An 18736-nucleotide genomic window follows, 5' to 3' on the forward strand; every position below is an offset into this window, starting at 1 on the left:
AATAAATTCAATTGACTTTTCAATAACCTCTTATGAGGGATTAAAATTAACGAATGAAAAGCTATTTTGCGTATTTAAGATAAGCAAGGGAGGTGAATGCATCACCGTTTCATCCCTTTGGCAGCGTTGATTAGGTATCACTTGAAAGAATAGGAGAGACAGTATTTTCAGTTCTCTTTTTCGGAAACCTAATATTGCTGTTAGGAGAATAGCTTAATAACCCCGTTCAACAAATAGTCAATTGCAACTTAAATTTGCAGGACAACTGTACCATTTTCTAAGTGGAGAAAATAGTACAATTGTCCTGGTAAACTTTTATTTAGATCGCATTCCTTTTACCTAATCAAAATTCTTTGGTGGTAAATTAATTGATTCTAAAGACCGATTGATTATTGATACCTGCCTCTGAAAGCGCCAATTGTCGCGCTACTATTAGCATAGACGTTGCCATCGTAATAAGTGGTACCGATACTCGTTAACGTTTTTAGCCCCATCGTTGCTGCCGCGGAAGGTGTAAAAGCATTGGCTGGTTCATATCGATGATTGCCACCGCCAGGCAGTTTGGTTGGCACGATAAAACCGAGGGTCGACTCGGTCAATGTTCCACCAATAATACGGCTTGAGCAGATACTATTCTGATCAAGCGCGTAAGGCGCCATTTCAGATTTGTAAATCAAAAAATTAGCCTGCCCCATTTTGTTATACATGAAATTGGATTCTCGGCTTCCTTCAGCTTCGTAGTAATAAATATTTTTATTGCCGGTGGGAATGGAGTTCTCATTACCCAATTCTCCATTCATCAGTGCCAGCATTGTAATTCTTCTTTTGGTTATTTTCGGTGCTTTCCAATAAAACAGGTTGTTGGAAATATCCGCAAAACCCGCGACCGCAGTTCCGGATGTTCTCCAACCAATTGGTTGATTAAAAGCGTCAGTTGCGTCCGGTGCGGTAGCATCAATATCCGCGTAAAAGGTATTATGTTGTACAACGTGCCCTGAACCGCCACTGAGATGAATGCCATACCACTTGCAGCGTGTTATCAGATTAAATACAAACGTGCAGTTTGTATTTAACGTATTAGTCGGATCTCTTTTGTCGTTGAAGTCGAAATTGTTCAACCAAATACCGCCGCCTGCTTTGTGATTCAGGGTTCCGTTGACCCCTGAAAAGTCACCCCAGTTATACCGGACCGTGCAATTGTCATTACTCTTCCACAGCTCAATGACAGAATGCCCTGCACAGTTATAAGATAGATTTTTTTCAACTAGCGCTCCGCTGGTACCTGCGAGTTCGTATGCGTTATTCAGATTATCTTCCGAATAACATCCTGCAATATATAACTCCCTGATTCTGATAGCATCGGATACGCCATAAATTACCAAGCCATTGTATCCGAAATTATCCACCGTATTATCTATGCCGCCACCGGAGAATTGGCACCCCACGACATGGATGTTGTCAATATTGGTAATCACTCCGGGCGATCTGGCTGTGCACAAGAAAGTACTATGACGTGCGTTTCGGATATTCAATCCGCATACAGTCAGGTTACCGGTATCAGTCACGGTGTGATCGAGACTAAGAAAAAACGAGAAATTGGATGATGTAATTTCAGTATGACCGTCGTTTGCAGATTCGCCGGAATCTAATCGCAGATACAAGGTGCCAGCGTCAAAAGTATATCTGTTCGGAAGAGACAAGCTATCGCGCGCATTCGATCTGAATTTCATCTTAGGAGTTCTGTTTCCATCGCGCCAGATCACCTGCTCTTTCGAACCAGTGAAATAGCTCCAAATATTTTTGTCAGGATCATAAAGTGTCCAGTTGACCACTGAAGCACTTGTGATAACTGGAAGTTCTTCTGCATCACCGTAGGGGCATATCAAAAACGGATTGGTTGCAACACCATGAACACTAAGATTCAATCCTAAATCACCGGTCACTCTGAGTTTTGTGCCGCGTTTGAACCCAAGTACTTCGCCTGCCATATTGCCGCGTACAACGCTTTCAATTTCAGATTGTGTTTTGTAGGGAAACTCAAATGTACCGAGCGATTTTGTTGCCGTTGAGCTCGGATCGAAAAATATTGTCGGTTCCCTGACATAATCCCGGTAAATATCAATACCGTTTCGAGTACTGTTTAGCCAATCCAATCCTGCTCTTACAATATTTGGGAAGGCCAGCGTTGTTGCTGCTGAAGATACAATTGCTCCACCCTGCAATAAGAAAGTACGGCGGTCCATAAACTATCAATCTCCTTTATTAAAGTTTGGAATATTTTTTACTGCTCAATTAAACCCGAATATCTCTGCATGAATCTCGCGATTCTTGGTTGGTTACATTCTTTCAGTTAGTAAACGATAAAATCTTGCAGCTTCACTTCTGCTTTGGCAGATTTAAACAATAAAAGCGCTTGATGCGCATTTATTATGCGTCGATAATGATTGTGATGAAAGTCTAAAGAACTATACGAGTAGCTTTTTGCTAGAAGGCAACGTTCAATTCGTTAATATTCTATATTTCAAAGTGAATGTAACACTTTTTAAGTAAAAAAAGTAGTATATCTATTCTGTAATTGTAATCGTTCTATTAATTACCAAACGGGGAGCTTGGTGTGCTGCCGCCACCGGTACCCGGTGCTGTTGAAGGTTGCTGCGAGAAGGGGGAAGCGCCACCGGTCGATGAAGGTTTTGAAGGTGATGCTCCGCCTGTTGTGGATGGAGACTGTGGTGCAAATGGCGAAGTGGTTCCCGGCGTATTGGTTTTCTGTTGCTGGGAAGTGGAGTTGGTCGAGCCGGATGTGTCCCCCGGCTTATACGCGAACTTCCAATCGCGATAGGTCAATGCTTCGGAGAATTTTTTGTAGTGTTCCGGGAATTTTTCATTTTTGATCGGTTTTTTTTCGGAAAGACTATGTACACCGATAATCCTGACATTAACGTTGGAAGTCGCAAGAGTGCCGGTACTGGGCGGTGCTTCTTCGATCAATCCCCATTCGGTGGTGTTCGTGATCGGATCGATATAAATTTTTCTTAAATGATGTTTGGTTGCGGGTAAGCGTGTGTCTTCTATTAAATCCCGCAATGATTTCGGATATTCCTTGGTGCCGCCCGGACTGTTATAGTAGGACATCACCGCTTTGCGGAATTGCTCTCCGATAAAAAGCAATTCGGCTTCTTTTTCTCGCTGGGATTTAATTTTCCAGACTTGTCCGGTTCCTGCCATAACGATTCCCGCAACCGCAACTGCGAACAACGCCCAGAGATACACAAAGCCGTGCATTCGTTGAAACGCACCGCATTGGTTATAGAGTTTCGATGAACCCGGCGTTGTTTTCACCATTCTTCATAATACGAACCATCGAGCGCACGCCCATTGTAGCCGCTATGCACGTCGTATACGCCCGATTCGGTTTCATTTTTCGGAGGAACGGCAATCCAGGTTTGGTTGCTTTCAGTGAATGGGTCCACGGGAACCCGGCGCAGATAGCCTTTGTCGACGAGCTCCATGAGATCGAGCGGATATTTTCCGGTATCCGAATAAAATTGATCAATGGCATCGCGCATGATGCCAAGATCCTGAAGAAGAACAGTTTCTTTGGTTTTGTCGATGGCGCCGAAATAGCGGGGTGCTACGATGCTAAGCAGCGTGGCGATGATTGCCATGACCACCAGCAACTCTATCAGAGTAAAGCCTAAAACTTTTCGATGAGAGGGTGTGCTCATTACCATTCGCGGTAGGGGATGCCGTTCAGGCCGATGGCTTCCGAACGAGAATATACGTCAAAGACATCGTCACCTTCTTTCGGGCTGTCCCATGGACTTTCGTAGCTGCGTTTACCCCAGGTATCGGCAGCCGGAGTGACTTCGATGCCGGTCACGTCCAATTCGGTGAACATAGGGTCACGGGGCAAGCGGCGTAGAAAATAGATAATTTTTTTATCAGGGCTCTTGATATCTTGCACACCCATAAATAACTCTTCGAGCCGGGGAGGGTAGCCGGATTCGTCAGCTTTTTTTGCGATTTTTCCTTCATCGACCGCCTGTTTGTAAGCGTCAATCGCTGTTCGAATTTGGCGTAAGGCAACGCGCAACTCTTGTTCTTTTTCGCGTTTGACCATGAGCTCGCGTAGCGGTAGGGCGGCGGTCGCAAGAATGGCCATAATCGCCACCACGATCAACAGCTCGATCAAAGTAAAGCCTTGATGTCTCCCAGAAATTTTTAAAAAGAACATCCGCGTTATTTCAAATTGATAGTCACTGGCGGCGGTAACGTTACTTCTACAGATTCGCCATTTTCCTTATCTTCCGCGACTGCATTCTGGAGATTTATTTCCGTCGTGCCGGGATTGGCGGCGATGACTTTGAAACGTATCTGCGTCGCCATGCCGGCAGGCTGATCCTTGCCCAGCCTGATGGTGCGTGAGCCGGATTTGTCGCCTTCATCGAGCGCCTCCAGCGCACTGGCCTCATAGTTAAGCTGAACCTCGGAACTGACCGTCACTTTAGCGCCCACCAACCGGATATTGACGGAAAACTCTTTATCCATACCGACATTGGTCGGTGCTTGCAGTGTAAACGTTGGCGACGAAGCGGCAATGCTGGCAAACGGATTGGGCATCTCGGGAGGAAGTTCGTCCACGGCTGCAGCGGCGAACGGGTTCGGCGGCATGCCTCGCGCAGCTCCCGGACCCGAGCCTGCCGGAGCGATGGCTAAGGATTGCGGTTCGGTCCTTTTGATCGCTACCGGCAATTTACCCGCTTCACTGGCGGTACCGAAATGATATTCTCTTTCCAGGTTGCTCAGTTTTGGTAGATTCCTAATAATCTTAGGTGTAATTAACAATACAATTTCAGATTTTGTGCGATTGACTTTCTGGTTTGTCAATAGTCTGTCAAGACCGGGGATATTAAGAATTCCTGCAAGACCAGTCATAGTCCTCGATTCGCGATTATCAATTAATCCAGCCAATACCTGTGTTTCACCATCCTTCAGCGTCAAAATTGTTTCTGCATTACGAGTTCCAACAAGCGGGGCTGTCGCGCCACTCGGTCCGGCTACATCTCTGACAAAATTACTAACTTCCAGTGTTGTTTTCATCGTGACGTCATCGTGTAATCCGATCCGAGGTTCTACATCCAGCTTTACACCAAGGTCAATAAATGTCGGAGTCGAAGTCACAACAGCAGTGACACCGGGTTGCACATTCGCAGTAAAGAAGGGGCGTTTCTCACCAATATGGATCTTGGCTTTTTCGCGATTTGTCACCCTGATTCTGGGATTAGCAAGTATGTCTCCTGTTGTTAGGTTGTGCATGAAATCAATCCTAGCTTGATTGGTGATTGTAAAGCTCTTCAGACCTAAACCATTTGAACCAATCTGATTAAGAATCGCTGTTGCCGGAGCTGCTGCTGCTCCTACGCCTGTTAAGCCACTGAAGGTAACAGATTGAGGCATATTAGGGCCTAGTAGAAAATCATTTCCACGAGCGATTTCAAGAATTGCAACATCCAACATTACCTCCGGCTCGGCTAAATCGTTTAACGATATTAATCGTTCCGTAAGACGAATCGCCTCAAGCGTGTCGCGCATTATGAACAAATTAAGTTGTTCATTGACATAGATATCTTTTGCTTTAACGATACCCCTGACCATTGCTACCATTTGTTTAACATCGGTGTGTGCGACTTGAAAACTGCGCACAACCAATTCCTGATAATCTTTAAGTTTCGCGGGCGTATTAGGGTAAATCAGTAATGAGTTGTTATTAAGCACCTTATAAGTAAGCTGATTCGTGGTCAGAATTAATTTCAGAATATCTTCAATGGTATTGTTTCGAACGAAAATTGAAATTTTACTGTCTTGCCTGATGTCCTTATCAAAAACAAAATTTATTCCGGCAGTACGAGACATTATTTCAAATATCGATTTTAAATCAGTATCTTTAAATTCCATTGAGATGGCTTTTTTAAATGCTGATTCAAGCGCCAGATTAGTTACTTCAGGGCGAGAAAGTTTTGAGTTGATTTGCGTAATCAATTGACGAGCGTGTGGTTGCTGTGAATTTTCTTGTAGTACAGCGCGGACTATTGTTTCTGCTCCGATAATATCGTCTTTATCCAGTAATATTCTCGCTGCTTCAATTGATACGATATGCCGGTGTTCGATACTGACGGCAGTGATCCCATCCTTTGCGCGTTCATTGAATGGATACATTTCTAAAACGCGTTGATACCCCTGTTCAGCCAGGTCGAGATTTCCGGCATTGAACTGAGCATCTGCGTCATACAAAAGCTTACTGAGTACTTCATCACGTAATCGTAGCAACATCGCACGGATCTCTTTGTTTTCCGGTTCTTCACGTGCCGCTTGCTCAAGTTTGAAAAGTCCGCTTTCAAGCTTACCTTCTGATACTAGTTTCTGCGCTTCTGAGAATGCGATGTTTCTGAGTAGAAATGTCTTGTTATCAATCGCGCATCCCGCTTGAACCAGAAATACCATGATCAAAACGATTATTTTCCAGCTTCTCATCGGAAGTTTCCTGCCAGTTTATGATTGATCGTGAGGGTTTGTTTCACATTCAGCGGTAAATACGTGACGGTTACGGTGTCGTCGCTGATGGCATCCAAGCGGTATTGATCATTAATTTTTCCGCCAATTTTAGTAATGAGATTTTCTCCCGAGTGAGACAGGAAAACCCAGGTTGCATTGTCCGCAATGGCTTTGCCGGCATATTTGAATTGCAGGGGAGGCGCCGTTGGCGCTGGCGGTGCGATTTTGACCGGCTGAACGATTTTGATTTCATGTTCTTCAGGATCATGGAGGGGTGTTCGTTTGGACATCCAAGTAGTCGATGCGAATAATTCACCTGCTTGCGGGTTAAATTTTCGTTGTCCCAGCTTGCTGACATCGAGTTGAGCGGTATTGGGTTCCGCTTTCCTGTTTTTTTCCTGAGTTGTCTTGGCTGGTTGCAGCGGTGTTTCCGGCATTTGGAGTGTGAACTCTTCCTCGTCATCCACCAGTACTGCAGCGATGAGTGTTGCAATCAATGCGCTTCCAATGATTATTTTCCGTTTTCTTTCGACGGCATCCATGTCGTTACTTATTCAAATAAAGATTAATTTCCAACCGCACATCCAGTTTGTCAGCGGTCGTATTTTCCCGCTTGATGGCAACCGCCGATATGGCCATTGCCGGCACGGCTTCTAAGGCGTCGGCGATGAAAGCGCGAATTTGCGAATAATTGCCTTTTACCGGCAAAATCATTTCATAGCGCGCTAAGCGGGCATCACTTTCGTTGATTAGCCGATACTCGCTGCTTGCCAGTTCGACGCCTCGTTTTTGGGCTAATCCGACCAATTCCCGAATCCAGAAGGGCGATGAATCGATGCGCGGGAAAAAATCATAAAATACTTGTAACGCTTGATCGCTGCTCATTTTCTGACCGGTTTCACCACCTGTACCATCGCTGGAAGATTTTTTCGATACGATTTGCGCTTGCAGGGAAACAGCCCGGTCCTTGAGTTTCTGCAATTCCGTCTCCTGCGGTATCACCGCGAGAGCATAATAAATACTGGCTGCGATGATCAAACCAAAGCCGATTTTACCGGAATTGCCCAGACGTCCCATTTGCCACCGTAGCAATGGCATGACTCGATTCCAGTGAATGGGCGGCAATTCTTTTTTGAGAAAACTTAAATCCATGCGGCATGTAGCAGAAAAGTAATCGGACGATGCGGATTATCCTGTTTGATTTTGTAATTTAACAGGTGCACATTTTCAAATACCGGCTCGCGCTCCAGCGCTTCAACGAAATCCAATAATTCCAGCATGCTTTTTGCTTCACCGTTCAATCGCAATGTCCGGTTGGCGAAATTGGGTTGCAACGATAACAATGCAATATCTTCGGTTGCCGCATGCTCGATCGAGTCAAATAATTCTTCCCAGGGTAAATTAAGCTGATCGAGAACGGCATTGGCTTGTGCGACTTCCTTGCCAATTTCCTGACTGAATTCGCGAATACGCGAAGTCGCGCGCGTCCGTGGCGCCGCTTTTTGCTGTTGCTGCTTTTCCATACGTTCGACCCGATTGTTCCAGAAATTGATTTCTTCGACGAAATACCGGAACTGAAAAAATACCGCGGCGACGATTGCTAACCCCAGCAATAACAGCAATGCATCGAGCTGCGGAGCAGCTTGTTCGCGATAAGGAAATCTTAATCTTAAGCGGGACATTGGTTTTGCTCGGATCGATGGATTGCGGCAGTGGGGTAATAATCCGGTGCCGGCATTTTTCCATGCGGCAGGGAAACAACACGCCAGCCGCTGTGCGGCGGTAATGTCAATTCGGGGTGCTCCGGCGCGAACAAATGCACGAGCTCCAACGCTTCTTTCGTGCCGGACCAGATAACTTCCTGATCCAAGGCGGCGAGTAAATCATCGGCTGCGTTATGCAGAATCCGTTGATTCCGGATGCTTTGCCACTTGCCATGATGGGATATCGCGATACAAATGCGACCGGTTTCTATCACTGCCAAATAAATTTTCTCGTGTTGCAATTGTGCGCACCAACGATCATAAACCGATGCCAAATACGGTTCGATATTTTTCAGTTTGCATCCATGAGTGGTTATCAACTGTTCCAATTGTGCCAGAAAATCCCGTGGAATCGCAGCACAAACCGCGCCATCAATCGGATTCCAATCACTGATACTGAGCGCCCAGGAATCCACTCGGTTTCCATAAACTTCATGCATGCGAAACTGCGCATAAGATTTTACTTCTTCCGGTGTGTTTATTTCACTTTGCGGCGGCAACGCGATATAACGTAAAAAATGATTGGATAGTACGATCGATATATCAGTCCCCGGCTCTTCGGATAACACTTGGGCGAGCTGCAATAGCGCGGAATTCCAATTTGGAGTTTCTCCGGCTGATTCGAACAGTACCGACGCTTTGCTAAGCTGGATCGGTTTAAAACCGCGTTTTAAGCGAACCCAATCCAGTCTGGTGGGTGCCAGAAATACCCGGATCTGATCATGCCACAATGGTAACACGATTGGCTTCCTCCAAACTGGTTAATCCATGTTTTACCATATCTAATGCGGCTTCGCGCAAGAAACGGGTGCCATTGTCCCGAGCCGCTTCTTTGATACGCCGGATCGGTTCTTGCGCCACGATCAACTCGCGAATTTCATCATTCAATACCAGAATCTCGGCGATTGCATTTCTGCCGCGATACCCGCTGCCACGGCATTGTCCGCATCCTTTACCGTTGCGGAATTTGTAAAGATGCGCTTGATCCGGTGGAATACCCGATTCTTCAATCAAATGAGCATCGGGTTGCTCGTCGACGGCGCAATGCGAGCACAACAGCCGTACCAAACGTTGCGCCACAATACCGTTCAGAGCCGATACAAAACTGTACGGATCGACGCCCATATGTGAAAACCGGCCGATAACGTCAAATACATTGTTGGCATGCACGGTGGTAAAAACCAAATGCCCGGTGAGAGCCGCTTGTATGGCGATTTGCGCCGTTTCGGCATCGCGAATCTCGCCGACCATGATTTTGTCCGGATCATGCCGCAGAATAGAACGCAAGCCACGTGCAAAGGTCAGGCCTTTTTTCTCATTGACCGGTATTTGTAAAACACCGGAGAGCTGGTATTCGATCGGATCTTCAATGGTAATGATTTTGTCATTTCCTTTGTTGACTTCCGATATGGCGGCGTATAGCGAAGTGGTTTTTCCGCTACCGGTCGGACCGGTGACCAGCAGCATGCCATAGGGCTCCGAACTTAAACGGCGAATGCTGGCGATGGCTGCCTGACTGAAACCCAATTGATTAAGCGTTAAACCTTCGATGTGATCGGACAATGCTTGCCGGTCGAGTATCCGCAATACCGCATCTTCACCGAAAATGCTCGGCATAATGGAAACCCGGAAATCGATTTCGCGTCCTTGAATAGAGATTTTGAAGCGCCCGTCCTGCGGCACCCGGCGCTCGGCAATATCCAATTCGGACATCACTTTTATCCTGGAAATCACTTGCTCCGCCAATTCAGCCTCTTGGATTACACCGATATGCGTTAATACGCCATCAATCCGGTATTTGATCGATAAAGCACCGAGCGCCATTTCCAAGTGTATATCGCTCGCTTGTGACTTATGCGCATCATACAGTGTCGAATGCACCAACCGGACGACTTTGCTGGTGCCTTCGTTGATGCTTTTTAACGATAAATCTTCAACATCGCTTTGAATATTGTTCAGTTCGGCGGATGGCAATACTTGATCCATCGCACGCATGTTTTTTTCCTGCTGGGTAAAGAAAGCACTCAGGTCGGCTGGATGAACCAAATACCATTCAACCGCCCGATCGAACCGCTCCTCGGCCCAGGAACGCAGCTTGCCCGAGAACGGGTTGCTGATCGCGAACACCAGTTGCTGGTCGCGCTGAAAAAGTATGCATTCGTGCGCCAGTGCTTCCGCAAACGGCAGGATATCGAACGCCGGCTGCAATGTATGGATTGCTTTCATTTCGAGGACGGGCATATGCATCAACTGACCAAGCTGTTGCATCAATTCATCCGGCGAGTGACCTTCCTCTTCCAATATCTGGATCACGGAAACACCTTGCGCAGCCGCCTTGCGCCTGGTTTCAGCCAATCGATTGAGATCAAGAGCCGGCATATTGATTGTTTGCAAAGAAGCTTCCATCAATTGATACTTCCTGCTAATTCAAAGATAGGCATGTACATCAGAATAATGATGCCGCCGATCACGATACCGATGAATGCCATTAACAGTGGTTCAATCAGCTTGGTTGTCCACTCGACCCAGCGGGCAATTTCCTCATCATGAAAGTTGCCGATGCGTTCCATCATGTCGCCCATCAAACCGGTGCGTTCTCCGACACGGAGCATGCGATTGCCGACCGCGGTCGTTAAACCTTCCACTTCCATTGCGTTGGAGATGGCTTTACCTTCGCGGATATGCTTAGCAGCTGCTGCAACTTTGGGACGAAGGTGCGATTGCAGCAAACCGCCGACCATTTCCAATGCTTGTGTAATCGGTATGCCGCCACGTAATAACATTCCCAGAGTTTTGTAGAATCGCGCCAGTTGATAAACCCGCATATGTTCACCGATGGCGGGAATACGCCATAGCAGTTGCATGACTTTAGCGCGGAATGCCGGGCGGCTGACGGTATAGATTAACAAAACCAGTATTGTGAGCGACGTTATAGCCAATTCCCAGCCGCGATCATGAACGAATTGCCCCCATTTGATCAACAATAACGAAAGCCACGGTAAGTCGCTACCCATGTCGTCATAAATGGCGCTGAATTTGGGAACGACAAAGACCATCAAAAAGACAGAGACCAGGAACCCGACAGCTAACAGCAAAACCGGATAGATCGAAGCGCCGACCAGTTTTTTACGGACAAAATCCATCTGCGTCTGATATGTGATAAATCGTGTCAATGCTTCCGCCAGATCACCGGTTCGTTCGCTAGCACGAACGGTGGCGATGTAAAGGGGTGGAAATGCTTGCGGATACTCTTCGAGTGCCTGGGAGAAAGTGACGCCTTCATACAATCGTGCAAGAATGTTCTGGATAATTTTACGATTGCCGGTGTCTTGCTCTTTTTCCAATAATGTTTCGATACTTTCGACCAGACTTAATCCTGCGGTTTGAAGCGATAGCAATTCCTGGCTGAAGTGAACCAGCGGAAAATGTGTTTTCGATTTCAGTGAGAAACCGGAAAAACTGCGGCGAATACTTAAAACCATTCCGCCTTGTTCGATGACCTGGCGGCGCGCCTCTTCTTCGCTGTTCGCCTCCAATTCCAGATGCACGGTTCCTTGTCCGGAGATGACTGCTTTTATTTCAAACCGCATGACCGATGATTACCAGTTCGTGATATCAGCCGCTTCACCTTCACCGCCTGGTTGGCCGTCCTTGCCGTAGGAAAGCAAATCAAATTCGGCGCGGTCCCCCGGGTACTTATAAGCATAGGGGCGTCCCCACGGGTCGGCCGGGGGCAGCTTGGAAAGATAAGGGCCCTGCCACCTCGCTTCGTTGCTGGGTCGTGTAACCAACGCAGCTAAGCCTTGTTCTGTCGCCGGGTAGCTGCCGACATCCAAGCGGTATTGATGCAAAGCTTTTTCAAGAGCATCAATTTGTGCCTGCGCCATTTTAATTTCAGACTTGCCGACTTGGGAAAAGTATTTCGGTCCGACATAGGCAGCGAGTAAACCAATAATAACCATTACAACGAGTAATTCAAGCAACGTAAAACCGAGCATATTATTTGTTTTTTGATGCCTAACCAGATACATCATGTTTTTCCTTTAACGAGTGAAAGTTATAATATTAACTGTCACATGGTAAGTTGCTTATATGACAGGGTCAAGAAGGCATGTATCATAAGATAATAGAATCTTAAAGATATTCACTATTATCGCCGGAGTATTATCGCCGGAGAATTGTCCACCACCGGGCAATATTGAGCAACGTCATCAATGAAGCCGAAACGTAAGTCCAAGCCGCCGCCCGTAATATTTTCCGGGCATGCGGTTCATCCCCTTCAATCAAATATCCGCCCTGCACCAGCATCGGCAATGCGCGCGCGAAGCTGGCGTGCAATTCCATCGGTAAGGTGATGAAATGAATGATAGTTGCAAAGCCTAATGTTAACAGACCGCCCGCTAAAAATAGAGCACCGGCGATTGGAACCTTGGTGGCGATGGTAATAACCGGAGTGATCATTAAAATCGCTGCCCCCAGTTTCTCCACCGGAGCGGCGATTTCCACCAACCGTGTGCGTAGTCTCAACGGCACATAGCCATCGCGGTCCTGAATCGCATGACCGACCTCGTGTGCCGCAACGGTGATCGCGGTCAACGACTTACCGTTATATTTGTCCGCCGTCAACCGGACTGTTTTTGCAATCGGATCGTAGTGATCGCCCTGATCCGTCAACTCAACTTTTACCGCGGGTAATTTAGCCCAATCCAACAAGATACGCGCCAATTCCGCGCCGGTGCCAGGATAACGATCTTCCGGATGGCTATATTTTGTAAGTGTATGTTTAACCCAATAGGAAGGTCCGACGATTACTGCGATAATAGTAATGATAAGTATCAAATAAAGCATAAAGCTCTGATATCGGCTAAGAAAAATGGTTCCGCCCGCTATTTTCCAGTAATTTCAGCGGATGCGCTACGCGAGTCCGATCATATTATCGATCGATCAGCTTACCAAAAATTTATTTTTTCAATTGTGTAATCAATGAAAGCAAAAGGTGTTTATTCTTTTCTTAGGAAGGCTCTGAAGAGCTGCTGTGCTCAGTTTGTTGCGTTGAAATCAGGATCAGGATACGTATCTCATACTATCCGCGAAGCAGTTTTTGCTCATTCAAAGGCTATGATTTTAGTGTTATTAATTTATTCAGTAACTTGTAATGACAAGTAGCAATTATTTTTTCAATCGAAGTTTTTTCATTCAACTATTCGGGCTTGCCAGTTTATATTTTGTTTTTGGCCATCTCAGTTTCTTTATCACCGTCTCCCATTATATCGTCACACCGGTCTTTTTTATTTCCGAGGGTATTGCGCTATCCATGATTGTTTTACTTGGGCGGCGTGTTTGGCCGGGAGTTTTCATGGGACAACTGGCGCTCGCGATTAGTACCGGACTTGGCGTGTTACCTTCGCTGATCATTGCGCTTGTCAATAGTTTGGAAGCTATTCTGGGTGTGACTTTGTTCAGGTATTGGAAAATCGATCCCGCGCTGAACAGCACGCAGCATTTTGGGCGTTTTGTAGCGCTGATTTTTTTAATTCTGCAGCCTTTCAGCGCGACTTTTGCCACATTGACACTGTTCTACTTTGATGTTGTACAGCCTGCGCAAGATTTCTTCCTGGTCTGGATCAACTGGTGGTTTGGAAACTGCCTTGGCCAACTCTTGGTCGCATCTTTTTTGCTGGCACTTTTGTCGCCTGCCAATGGTTTGAAAAATTTTCCTCAATCCATCATGCGAGCGATTCTACCGCTTCTTTTGATGTTGCCGGCGACGTGGTTGATCTTTGGCAATTCCGATTTTAGCGGCATTGCGCTTGCACTGGTTATTTATGTGCCGTTGCTATTGTGGATTGCGATAAAAGGCGATTTGGTCGTGGTATCGCTGATCTGTTGCGTGATTACCATTCTCGCTTTATTTGAAACAACGCGCGGGTTTGGTCCGTTTGTTCTGCACATACTCGACATGAATGTCTTCGTTCTGGGTATCGCATTGACCGCGCAATTTGTCACTGTACTGTTTTCCGACCGGAATCGGGTTGAAAGTGAGTTGCGTAACAGCGAAGCCAATCTTTACAGAATTATTGATTCGTCACCCATTCCCAAGGTTGTGTGTAACGCGCAAGGGCACATAATTTTTGCAAATAAGTCATTTGTGAGAGTTTTCGGCTATACCCTTGAGGAAATTCCGACCCTGGATGATTGGGCGCTGCAAGCTTATCCGGACCAGGACTACCGGGAATGGGTCAAAACAACTTGTTCGAGAAATTTGGAAATAGCCTTATCGGAGAAAAAAGATGCCGAACCATTGGAAGTGCAAATTCAACGTAAAGATGGTTCCAAGCGCAATGTATTGAGCACTGTTTCGGTTTTTGAATCCGCAGAGCAAGCCGAGAATCTGCTGATTACTTTTGTGGATATAACGGAACGGAAGAATCTGGAATTGCAATTGATCCGCAATCATAAGTTTCTGCAAGACTTATCCAATAATATTCCGGGTTTTATGTATCAATTTCAGTTATTCCCGGACGGGCATAGTTGCGTGCCGTATGCCAGCAAAGGTATTTTCGAAATTTTTGGCATAACACCTGAAAGCGTGATGACCGATGCATCAATCATTTTTTCCATGATTCATCCGCAGGACTCCGAGTTGGTCAGCCGTTCGATCAAGGAATCCGCTATTACCATGAACGATTGGCATGCTGATTTCCGCATCATTACGACGCATCATGAATACCGCTGGATAAATGCCCACTCTAAACCGGAAAAACAAGCCGACGGCAGTATTATATGGAATGGTTATGCGACGGATGTTACCGAGCTGAAAAACATCTCGCTAAAGTTTGCGACCCTGCTGGAACATGCCAGTGATGGTGTGCATATTCTGGATGAAGACGGCAATATTATGGAATTCAGTCATTCGTTTGCGAAGATGCTCGGTTATTCCAACGAGGAAACCGCCCGGCTTAATGTCATGGATTGGGACGCCATGATTCCGAAAGATAAATTGATTGATGCTGTGCGCGAGGTTTCAAGAGTCCCACGTGTTTTCGAAACATTGCACCGCCGCAAGGATGACACTCTTATAGACGTCGAGATAAATGCGCGACGCATAGAGATCTCGGGCAAGCAACTGATATATGCATCTTCACGGGATATTACCGGACGGAAGTTGCGCGAAAAAGAAATCGAATATCAGCACTTGCGTTTGTCGAATATTATTGAAGGCACGCATACGGGTACTTGGGAATGGAACGTGCAAACGGGTGCAGTGATTTTTAATGAACGCTGGGCCGGTATTATCGGTTACACACTCGAAGAGCTGGCGCCGACTTCAATTGAAACCTGGTTGCAATATGCGCATCCGGATGATCTGAAGAAATCTGAAATACTCCTTAAAGAGCATTTTTCCGGAAAAACCTCTCATTATGAATTCGAAGCACGGATGCGTCATAAAGCAGGCCACTGGATCTGGGTGCTGGATCGCGGCAAGGTCACAAACTGGACGGAAGATGGTAAACCGCTCATGATGTTTGGCACGCATCAGGATATTACGGAACGTAAGGAACGCGAAGCGATGCTCATCGAAGCGCGTCATCAGGCGGAAGCCGCTAACATTGCCAAAACCCGTTTTCTTGCGATGATGTCGCACGAAATCCGTACGCCTATGAACGCTGTTCTGGGAATGGCGTATTTACTGGGAAAAACAACGCTCGATGCGCGTCAAAGCATGTTTCTCCGGAATATCGAAGGATCCTCCAAAATTTTGCTCGGTGTCATTAACGATATTTTGGATTACTCCAAGATTGAAGCCGATAAAATTGAACTGGATAGCATCCCGATTGATTTGGATAAAATTCTGGAGAATTTATCGGCGATCGGTGCAACGGCGGTACAGGATAAAACCATCGATGTCATGTTTTACGTAGCATCCGATGTACCCCGACACTTTTCCGGCGATCCGCTCCGGTTGAGCCAGATATTAGTGAACCTTATCAATAATGCGATTAAGTTTACCGATCAAGGTGAAGTTATTATCCGCATCACGATCGAAAATACGGATGATGCGGATACCGTGCGACTGGTTTTCAGCGTGAGCGACAGTGGTATCGGGATCATGCCGGAACAAATGGAATATCTTTTCGAAGCATTCTCGCAAGCGGATTCCTCCATTACGCGCCGTTTTGGTGGGACAGGCCTGGGTCTTTCCATTTCGCGCAGATTGGCTCGAAAAATGGGGGGCGACATTACCGTCGAAAGTGAATATGGTAAAGGCAGTTGTTTCCGTTGTACCGTCAAATTGCAGCGGATGGATGTTGACACTCAGCGTTGGGTGACTATTCCGGATAAGCTGCGCGCGTTAAACGTACTTGTTGTTGACGATCATCTCGCGATGCGGGAGATACTTGCCGAAACAGTGCGATCGTTTGGCTGGCAGGTGACTGCTGCAGAAAGTGTTAGCCGGGCGGTTGAACAACTGACCGGTGAGCGCTCGATGAAGTACGATTTGTTGCTGTTTACCGTACGCTCCGCCGGTATGGATCATATAATGATCAAGGCGATTGAAAAGGCGCTGCCTGCATCTCTCAGACCCAAAATCATATTGATAACCAATCCCATGGATCCAGAGTTTTCGAAAGAAATCGAAACAGATAGTGACTTGGCGATTTTGCACAAACCTTTTATACCATCGGGTTTGGCAAATCTCGTGATGATGCTTTTCAGTAAGAAAGAACCCGCTGATGATCAATGGGCCGGTGATGAGGTGCAACAATGAGCGGTCGACGGTACCGTTTATTTATTCTGTTTTTTTATCATGCTGTGAATGGTGATCACCTATTTCGCCTTGCTTGTCGTTGTTCGTTACTTTTTGTGGTACTGCCTTAAGAAGATCGAAAGGGTTTGGCTGACCATTAAATTGTTATCTGTTGTGCCGCGAGGTTATCCTGCTTGTGATCGTAGCAGCGGCAGTCACCGATAGGTTCTTCAATAGTCAGCCTGGAGGTGATCGGCGCTAGATTGATCGTCTGGCTAACGATTGCTGAGAACCGCGCGATTTGACTAACGGTAATGCACATAACCCGATAAGCAGCATAATCCAGGCTTGCGGCTCCGGAACGGGGGTTATTGTTTCAAAACTCACTTGATCCAGCGTGTACGAAGTGCTCGGTATCGGTCCGGAGCGGTTGATTAGAATCGTGATGCCGTCTACGTGATCCCAATTAAAGGCGGAATTGTTGGATACGCCGAGATTTACTGATAAAGGGCCTCCCGGAATATCGGGCGCGATGTTTATGCCGGACTGGGAGTAATATAGCGGACTGGACGGATCAAGCGGTTCCGCCGTATAAAAAACAACGACAAGGTTCAATGCATCTTCCACACCGGTAAAATCAAACTGCAACGCGTTATAATCCGATAAATCCAAACCTAGCAGCGGTCCGCCAACCGATGGATCGCCGGTCGGTCTGGTAAAAGCGCCGTAACTGATCAACGTTTCAGCCATGGCGCCGGTTCCTTGCGCGACACTGAGATTGCCTTCGCCAACTTGCAGTACGGACACGCTGTGGAGCGGATTGTTGTAGACATGTAACAAAGCTTCACGGATACCGCCGGGTACGGATGGTGTTGCAGTTTGAATTTCACTGGTTGCGCCCGGTACACTGGAATCGCCGGCAGTAGTGACCACGGTGAATTCTTTAGGTGTCGGCGCATCGAAACTATCCAGCACGAATGATGCTGCAAGCGCCGGATTTGTTGATAACAATCCCAATAGGATGAATAGGTTGAATTTATGAGCTGCTGATTTTAGAGAAGGATTGGCAACTGGCATATGGCCTCCTGCTTAAGAGAAGATTGCAACAAAAGTGGGAATTAACTATTAGTAGCTTTTACGAGTATAAGAAGAACCAATGCCGAGGTCTGTGATAAAAGTCACATTGCATGAGATCTTTGCACGGTGTCATGAGCGGTACGAGAATAAGGCAAAAAATTGCGAAAAAGCGGAGTTTACACGGAGTAAATGAGCATTTTCCGTAAATTTTTAACGCAATTACCGTGCCGCGTAGTAACCGTGCAAAGGTTTCTGCATGTTAAATGGATTGTCAGCCGGTTGCTGCAGATAATTCCGCCCTCTTGATTTTTTAATAGCGGTAATTTATGAATCTTCGACCCCAACAAACGTATTAGAAAATGCAAGATATCGATAAGGAATTGGATGCCCGCGGTTTGGTGTGTCCACTGCCGATTTTACGTACCAAACAGTCGCTCGCCATGATGTCGAGCGGGCAAATTCTGCGGATTACCACCACCGATAAAGGCTCGGTCATTGATTTTCAGGTATTCGCCGAACAGACCGGTCACGAATTGCTGTTCATGTCGCAAGATGCTCATGAATTTGTTTTCGTATTGAAGAAACGCTAGTTGTT

Annotated in this window: 16 protein-coding genes; 2 read left to right on the forward strand and 14 right to left on the reverse strand. The window is 46.5% G+C overall.

Annotated elements, in window-relative coordinates; translation table 11 throughout:
- Window positions 1-389 precede the first annotated feature (389 nt).
- From KF839_RS11355 to KF839_RS11415, 13 genes are all read right to left on the reverse strand, one after another.
- On the reverse strand, window positions 390-2243 hold the full coding sequence (locus KF839_RS11355; protein WP_292917956.1) for a right-handed parallel beta-helix repeat-containing protein: 1854 nt from the start codon (window positions 2241-2243) through the stop codon (window positions 390-392).
- Window positions 2244-2589: 346 nt separating this feature from the next.
- Entirely contained in the window at window positions 2590-3339 is a 750-nt protein-coding gene (locus tag KF839_RS11360) for a superantigen-like protein SSL4 (protein ID WP_292917957.1), read from the reverse strand.
- The gene (locus KF839_RS11365) at window positions 3336-3725 is read right to left on the reverse strand and encodes a type II secretion system protein (RefSeq protein WP_323802067.1); all 390 of its coding nucleotides are present in this window, start codon (window positions 3723-3725) and stop codon (window positions 3336-3338) included. The genes KF839_RS11360 and KF839_RS11365 overlap by 4 nt, the downstream gene beginning before the upstream one ends.
- Entirely contained in the window at window positions 3725-4234 is a 510-nt protein-coding gene (locus tag KF839_RS11370; RefSeq protein WP_292917959.1) for a type II secretion system protein, read from the reverse strand. Before KF839_RS11370 ends, KF839_RS11365 begins: the two co-directional genes overlap by 1 nt.
- Window positions 4235-4239: 5 nt before the next feature.
- Window positions 4240-6531, reverse strand: coding sequence for a secretin and TonB N-terminal domain-containing protein (locus KF839_RS11375; RefSeq protein WP_292917960.1), 2292 nt, complete (start codon window positions 6529-6531; stop codon window positions 4240-4242).
- Window positions 6528-7094 (reverse strand): hypothetical protein, encoded by a 567-nt coding sequence (locus tag KF839_RS11380; RefSeq protein WP_292917961.1) that lies wholly within the window; start codon window positions 7092-7094, stop codon window positions 6528-6530. The genes KF839_RS11375 and KF839_RS11380 overlap by 4 nt, the downstream gene beginning before the upstream one ends.
- A gap of 4 nt (window positions 7095-7098) precedes the next feature.
- On the reverse strand, window positions 7099-7704 hold the full coding sequence (locus KF839_RS11385) for a hypothetical protein (RefSeq protein WP_292917962.1): 606 nt from the start codon (window positions 7702-7704) through the stop codon (window positions 7099-7101).
- On the reverse strand, window positions 7695-8234 hold the full coding sequence (locus KF839_RS11390) for a PilN domain-containing protein (protein ID WP_292917963.1): 540 nt from the start codon (window positions 8232-8234) through the stop codon (window positions 7695-7697). Before KF839_RS11390 ends, KF839_RS11385 begins: the two co-directional genes overlap by 10 nt.
- A complete protein-coding gene (locus KF839_RS11395; protein ID WP_292917964.1) occupies window positions 8222-9055 on the reverse strand; it encodes a hypothetical protein in 834 nt (277 codons plus the stop codon). Before KF839_RS11395 ends, KF839_RS11390 begins: the two co-directional genes overlap by 13 nt.
- Window positions 9036-10721 carry a GspE/PulE family protein gene (locus KF839_RS11400; protein WP_292917965.1) on the reverse strand — a complete coding sequence of 562 codons (1686 nt, stop codon included), beginning with the start codon at window positions 10719-10721 and terminating at the stop codon, window positions 9036-9038. The genes KF839_RS11395 and KF839_RS11400 overlap by 20 nt, the downstream gene beginning before the upstream one ends.
- Window positions 10721-11905, reverse strand: coding sequence for a type II secretion system F family protein (locus tag KF839_RS11405; RefSeq protein ID WP_292917966.1), 1185 nt, complete (start codon window positions 11903-11905; stop codon window positions 10721-10723). The genes KF839_RS11400 and KF839_RS11405 overlap by 1 nt, the downstream gene beginning before the upstream one ends.
- A gap of 9 nt (window positions 11906-11914) precedes the next feature.
- Window positions 11915-12349 (reverse strand): type II secretion system major pseudopilin GspG, encoded by a 435-nt coding sequence (gspG, locus tag KF839_RS11410; RefSeq protein ID WP_292917967.1) that lies wholly within the window; start codon window positions 12347-12349, stop codon window positions 11915-11917.
- A 130-nt stretch (window positions 12350-12479) separates the two neighbouring features.
- A complete protein-coding gene (locus tag KF839_RS11415) occupies window positions 12480-13163 on the reverse strand; it encodes a zinc metallopeptidase (protein ID WP_292917968.1) in 684 nt (227 codons plus the stop codon).
- Window positions 13164-13470: 307 nt separating this feature from the next.
- Between KF839_RS11415 and KF839_RS11420 the strand changes: the two genes are divergently transcribed.
- The gene (locus KF839_RS11420; RefSeq protein WP_292917969.1) at window positions 13471-17085 is read left to right on the forward strand and encodes a PAS domain S-box protein; all 3615 of its coding nucleotides are present in this window, start codon (window positions 13471-13473) and stop codon (window positions 17083-17085) included.
- Between the two features lie 237 nt (window positions 17086-17322).
- Here the strand turns inward: KF839_RS11420 and KF839_RS11425 are convergent, their stop codons facing one another.
- Entirely contained in the window at window positions 17323-18141 is an 819-nt protein-coding gene (locus KF839_RS11425; RefSeq protein WP_292917970.1) for a hypothetical protein, read from the reverse strand.
- A gap of 359 nt (window positions 18142-18500) precedes the next feature.
- Between KF839_RS11425 and KF839_RS11430 the strand changes: the two genes are divergently transcribed.
- Window positions 18501-18731: a sulfurtransferase TusA family protein gene (locus KF839_RS11430; RefSeq protein WP_292917971.1), complete on the forward strand. Its 231-nt coding sequence runs from the start codon at window positions 18501-18503 to the stop codon at window positions 18729-18731.
- Window positions 18732-18736 lie beyond the last annotated feature (5 nt).

This window comes from Nitrosomonas sp., from assembly GCF_019635155.1.
Classification (GTDB): domain Bacteria; phylum Pseudomonadota; class Gammaproteobacteria; order Burkholderiales; family Nitrosomonadaceae; genus Nitrosomonas.

Coding starts and splice junctions, on each gene's coding strand:
- KF839_RS11355 (WP_292917956.1), bottom strand. CDS start 2,243: ATGGACCGCCGTACTTTCTTATTGCAGGGTGGAGCAATTGTATCTTCA.
- KF839_RS11365 (WP_323802067.1), bottom strand. CDS start 3,725: ATGAGCACACCCTCTCATCGAAAAGTTTTAGGCTTTACTCTGATAGAG.
- KF839_RS11370 (WP_292917959.1), bottom strand. CDS start 4,234: ATGTTCTTTTTAAAAATTTCTGGGAGACATCAAGGCTTTACTTTGATC.
- KF839_RS11375 (WP_292917960.1), bottom strand. CDS start 6,531: ATGAGAAGCTGGAAAATAATCGTTTTGATCATGGTATTTCTGGTTCAA.
- KF839_RS11380 (WP_292917961.1), bottom strand. CDS start 7,094: ATGGATGCCGTCGAAAGAAAACGGAAAATAATCATTGGAAGCGCATTG.
- KF839_RS11385 (WP_292917962.1), bottom strand. CDS start 7,704: ATGGATTTAAGTTTTCTCAAAAAAGAATTGCCGCCCATTCACTGGAAT.
- KF839_RS11390 (WP_292917963.1), bottom strand. CDS start 8,234: ATGTCCCGCTTAAGATTAAGATTTCCTTATCGCGAACAAGCTGCTCCG.
- KF839_RS11400 (WP_292917965.1), bottom strand. CDS start 10,721: ATGGAAGCTTCTTTGCAAACAATCAATATGCCGGCTCTTGATCTCAAT.
- KF839_RS11405 (WP_292917966.1), bottom strand. CDS start 11,905: ATGCGGTTTGAAATAAAAGCAGTCATCTCCGGACAAGGAACCGTGCAT.
- gspG (WP_292917967.1), bottom strand. CDS start 12,349: ATGATGTATCTGGTTAGGCATCAAAAAACAAATAATATGCTCGGTTTT.
- KF839_RS11415 (WP_292917968.1), bottom strand. CDS start 13,163: ATGCTTTATTTGATACTTATCATTACTATTATCGCAGTAATCGTCGGA.
- KF839_RS11420 (WP_292917969.1), top strand. CDS start 13,471: ATGACAAGTAGCAATTATTTTTTCAATCGAAGTTTTTTCATTCAACTA.
- KF839_RS11425 (WP_292917970.1), bottom strand. CDS start 18,141: ATGCCAGTTGCCAATCCTTCTCTAAAATCAGCAGCTCATAAATTCAAC.
- KF839_RS11430 (WP_292917971.1), top strand. CDS start 18,501: ATGCAAGATATCGATAAGGAATTGGATGCCCGCGGTTTGGTGTGTCCA.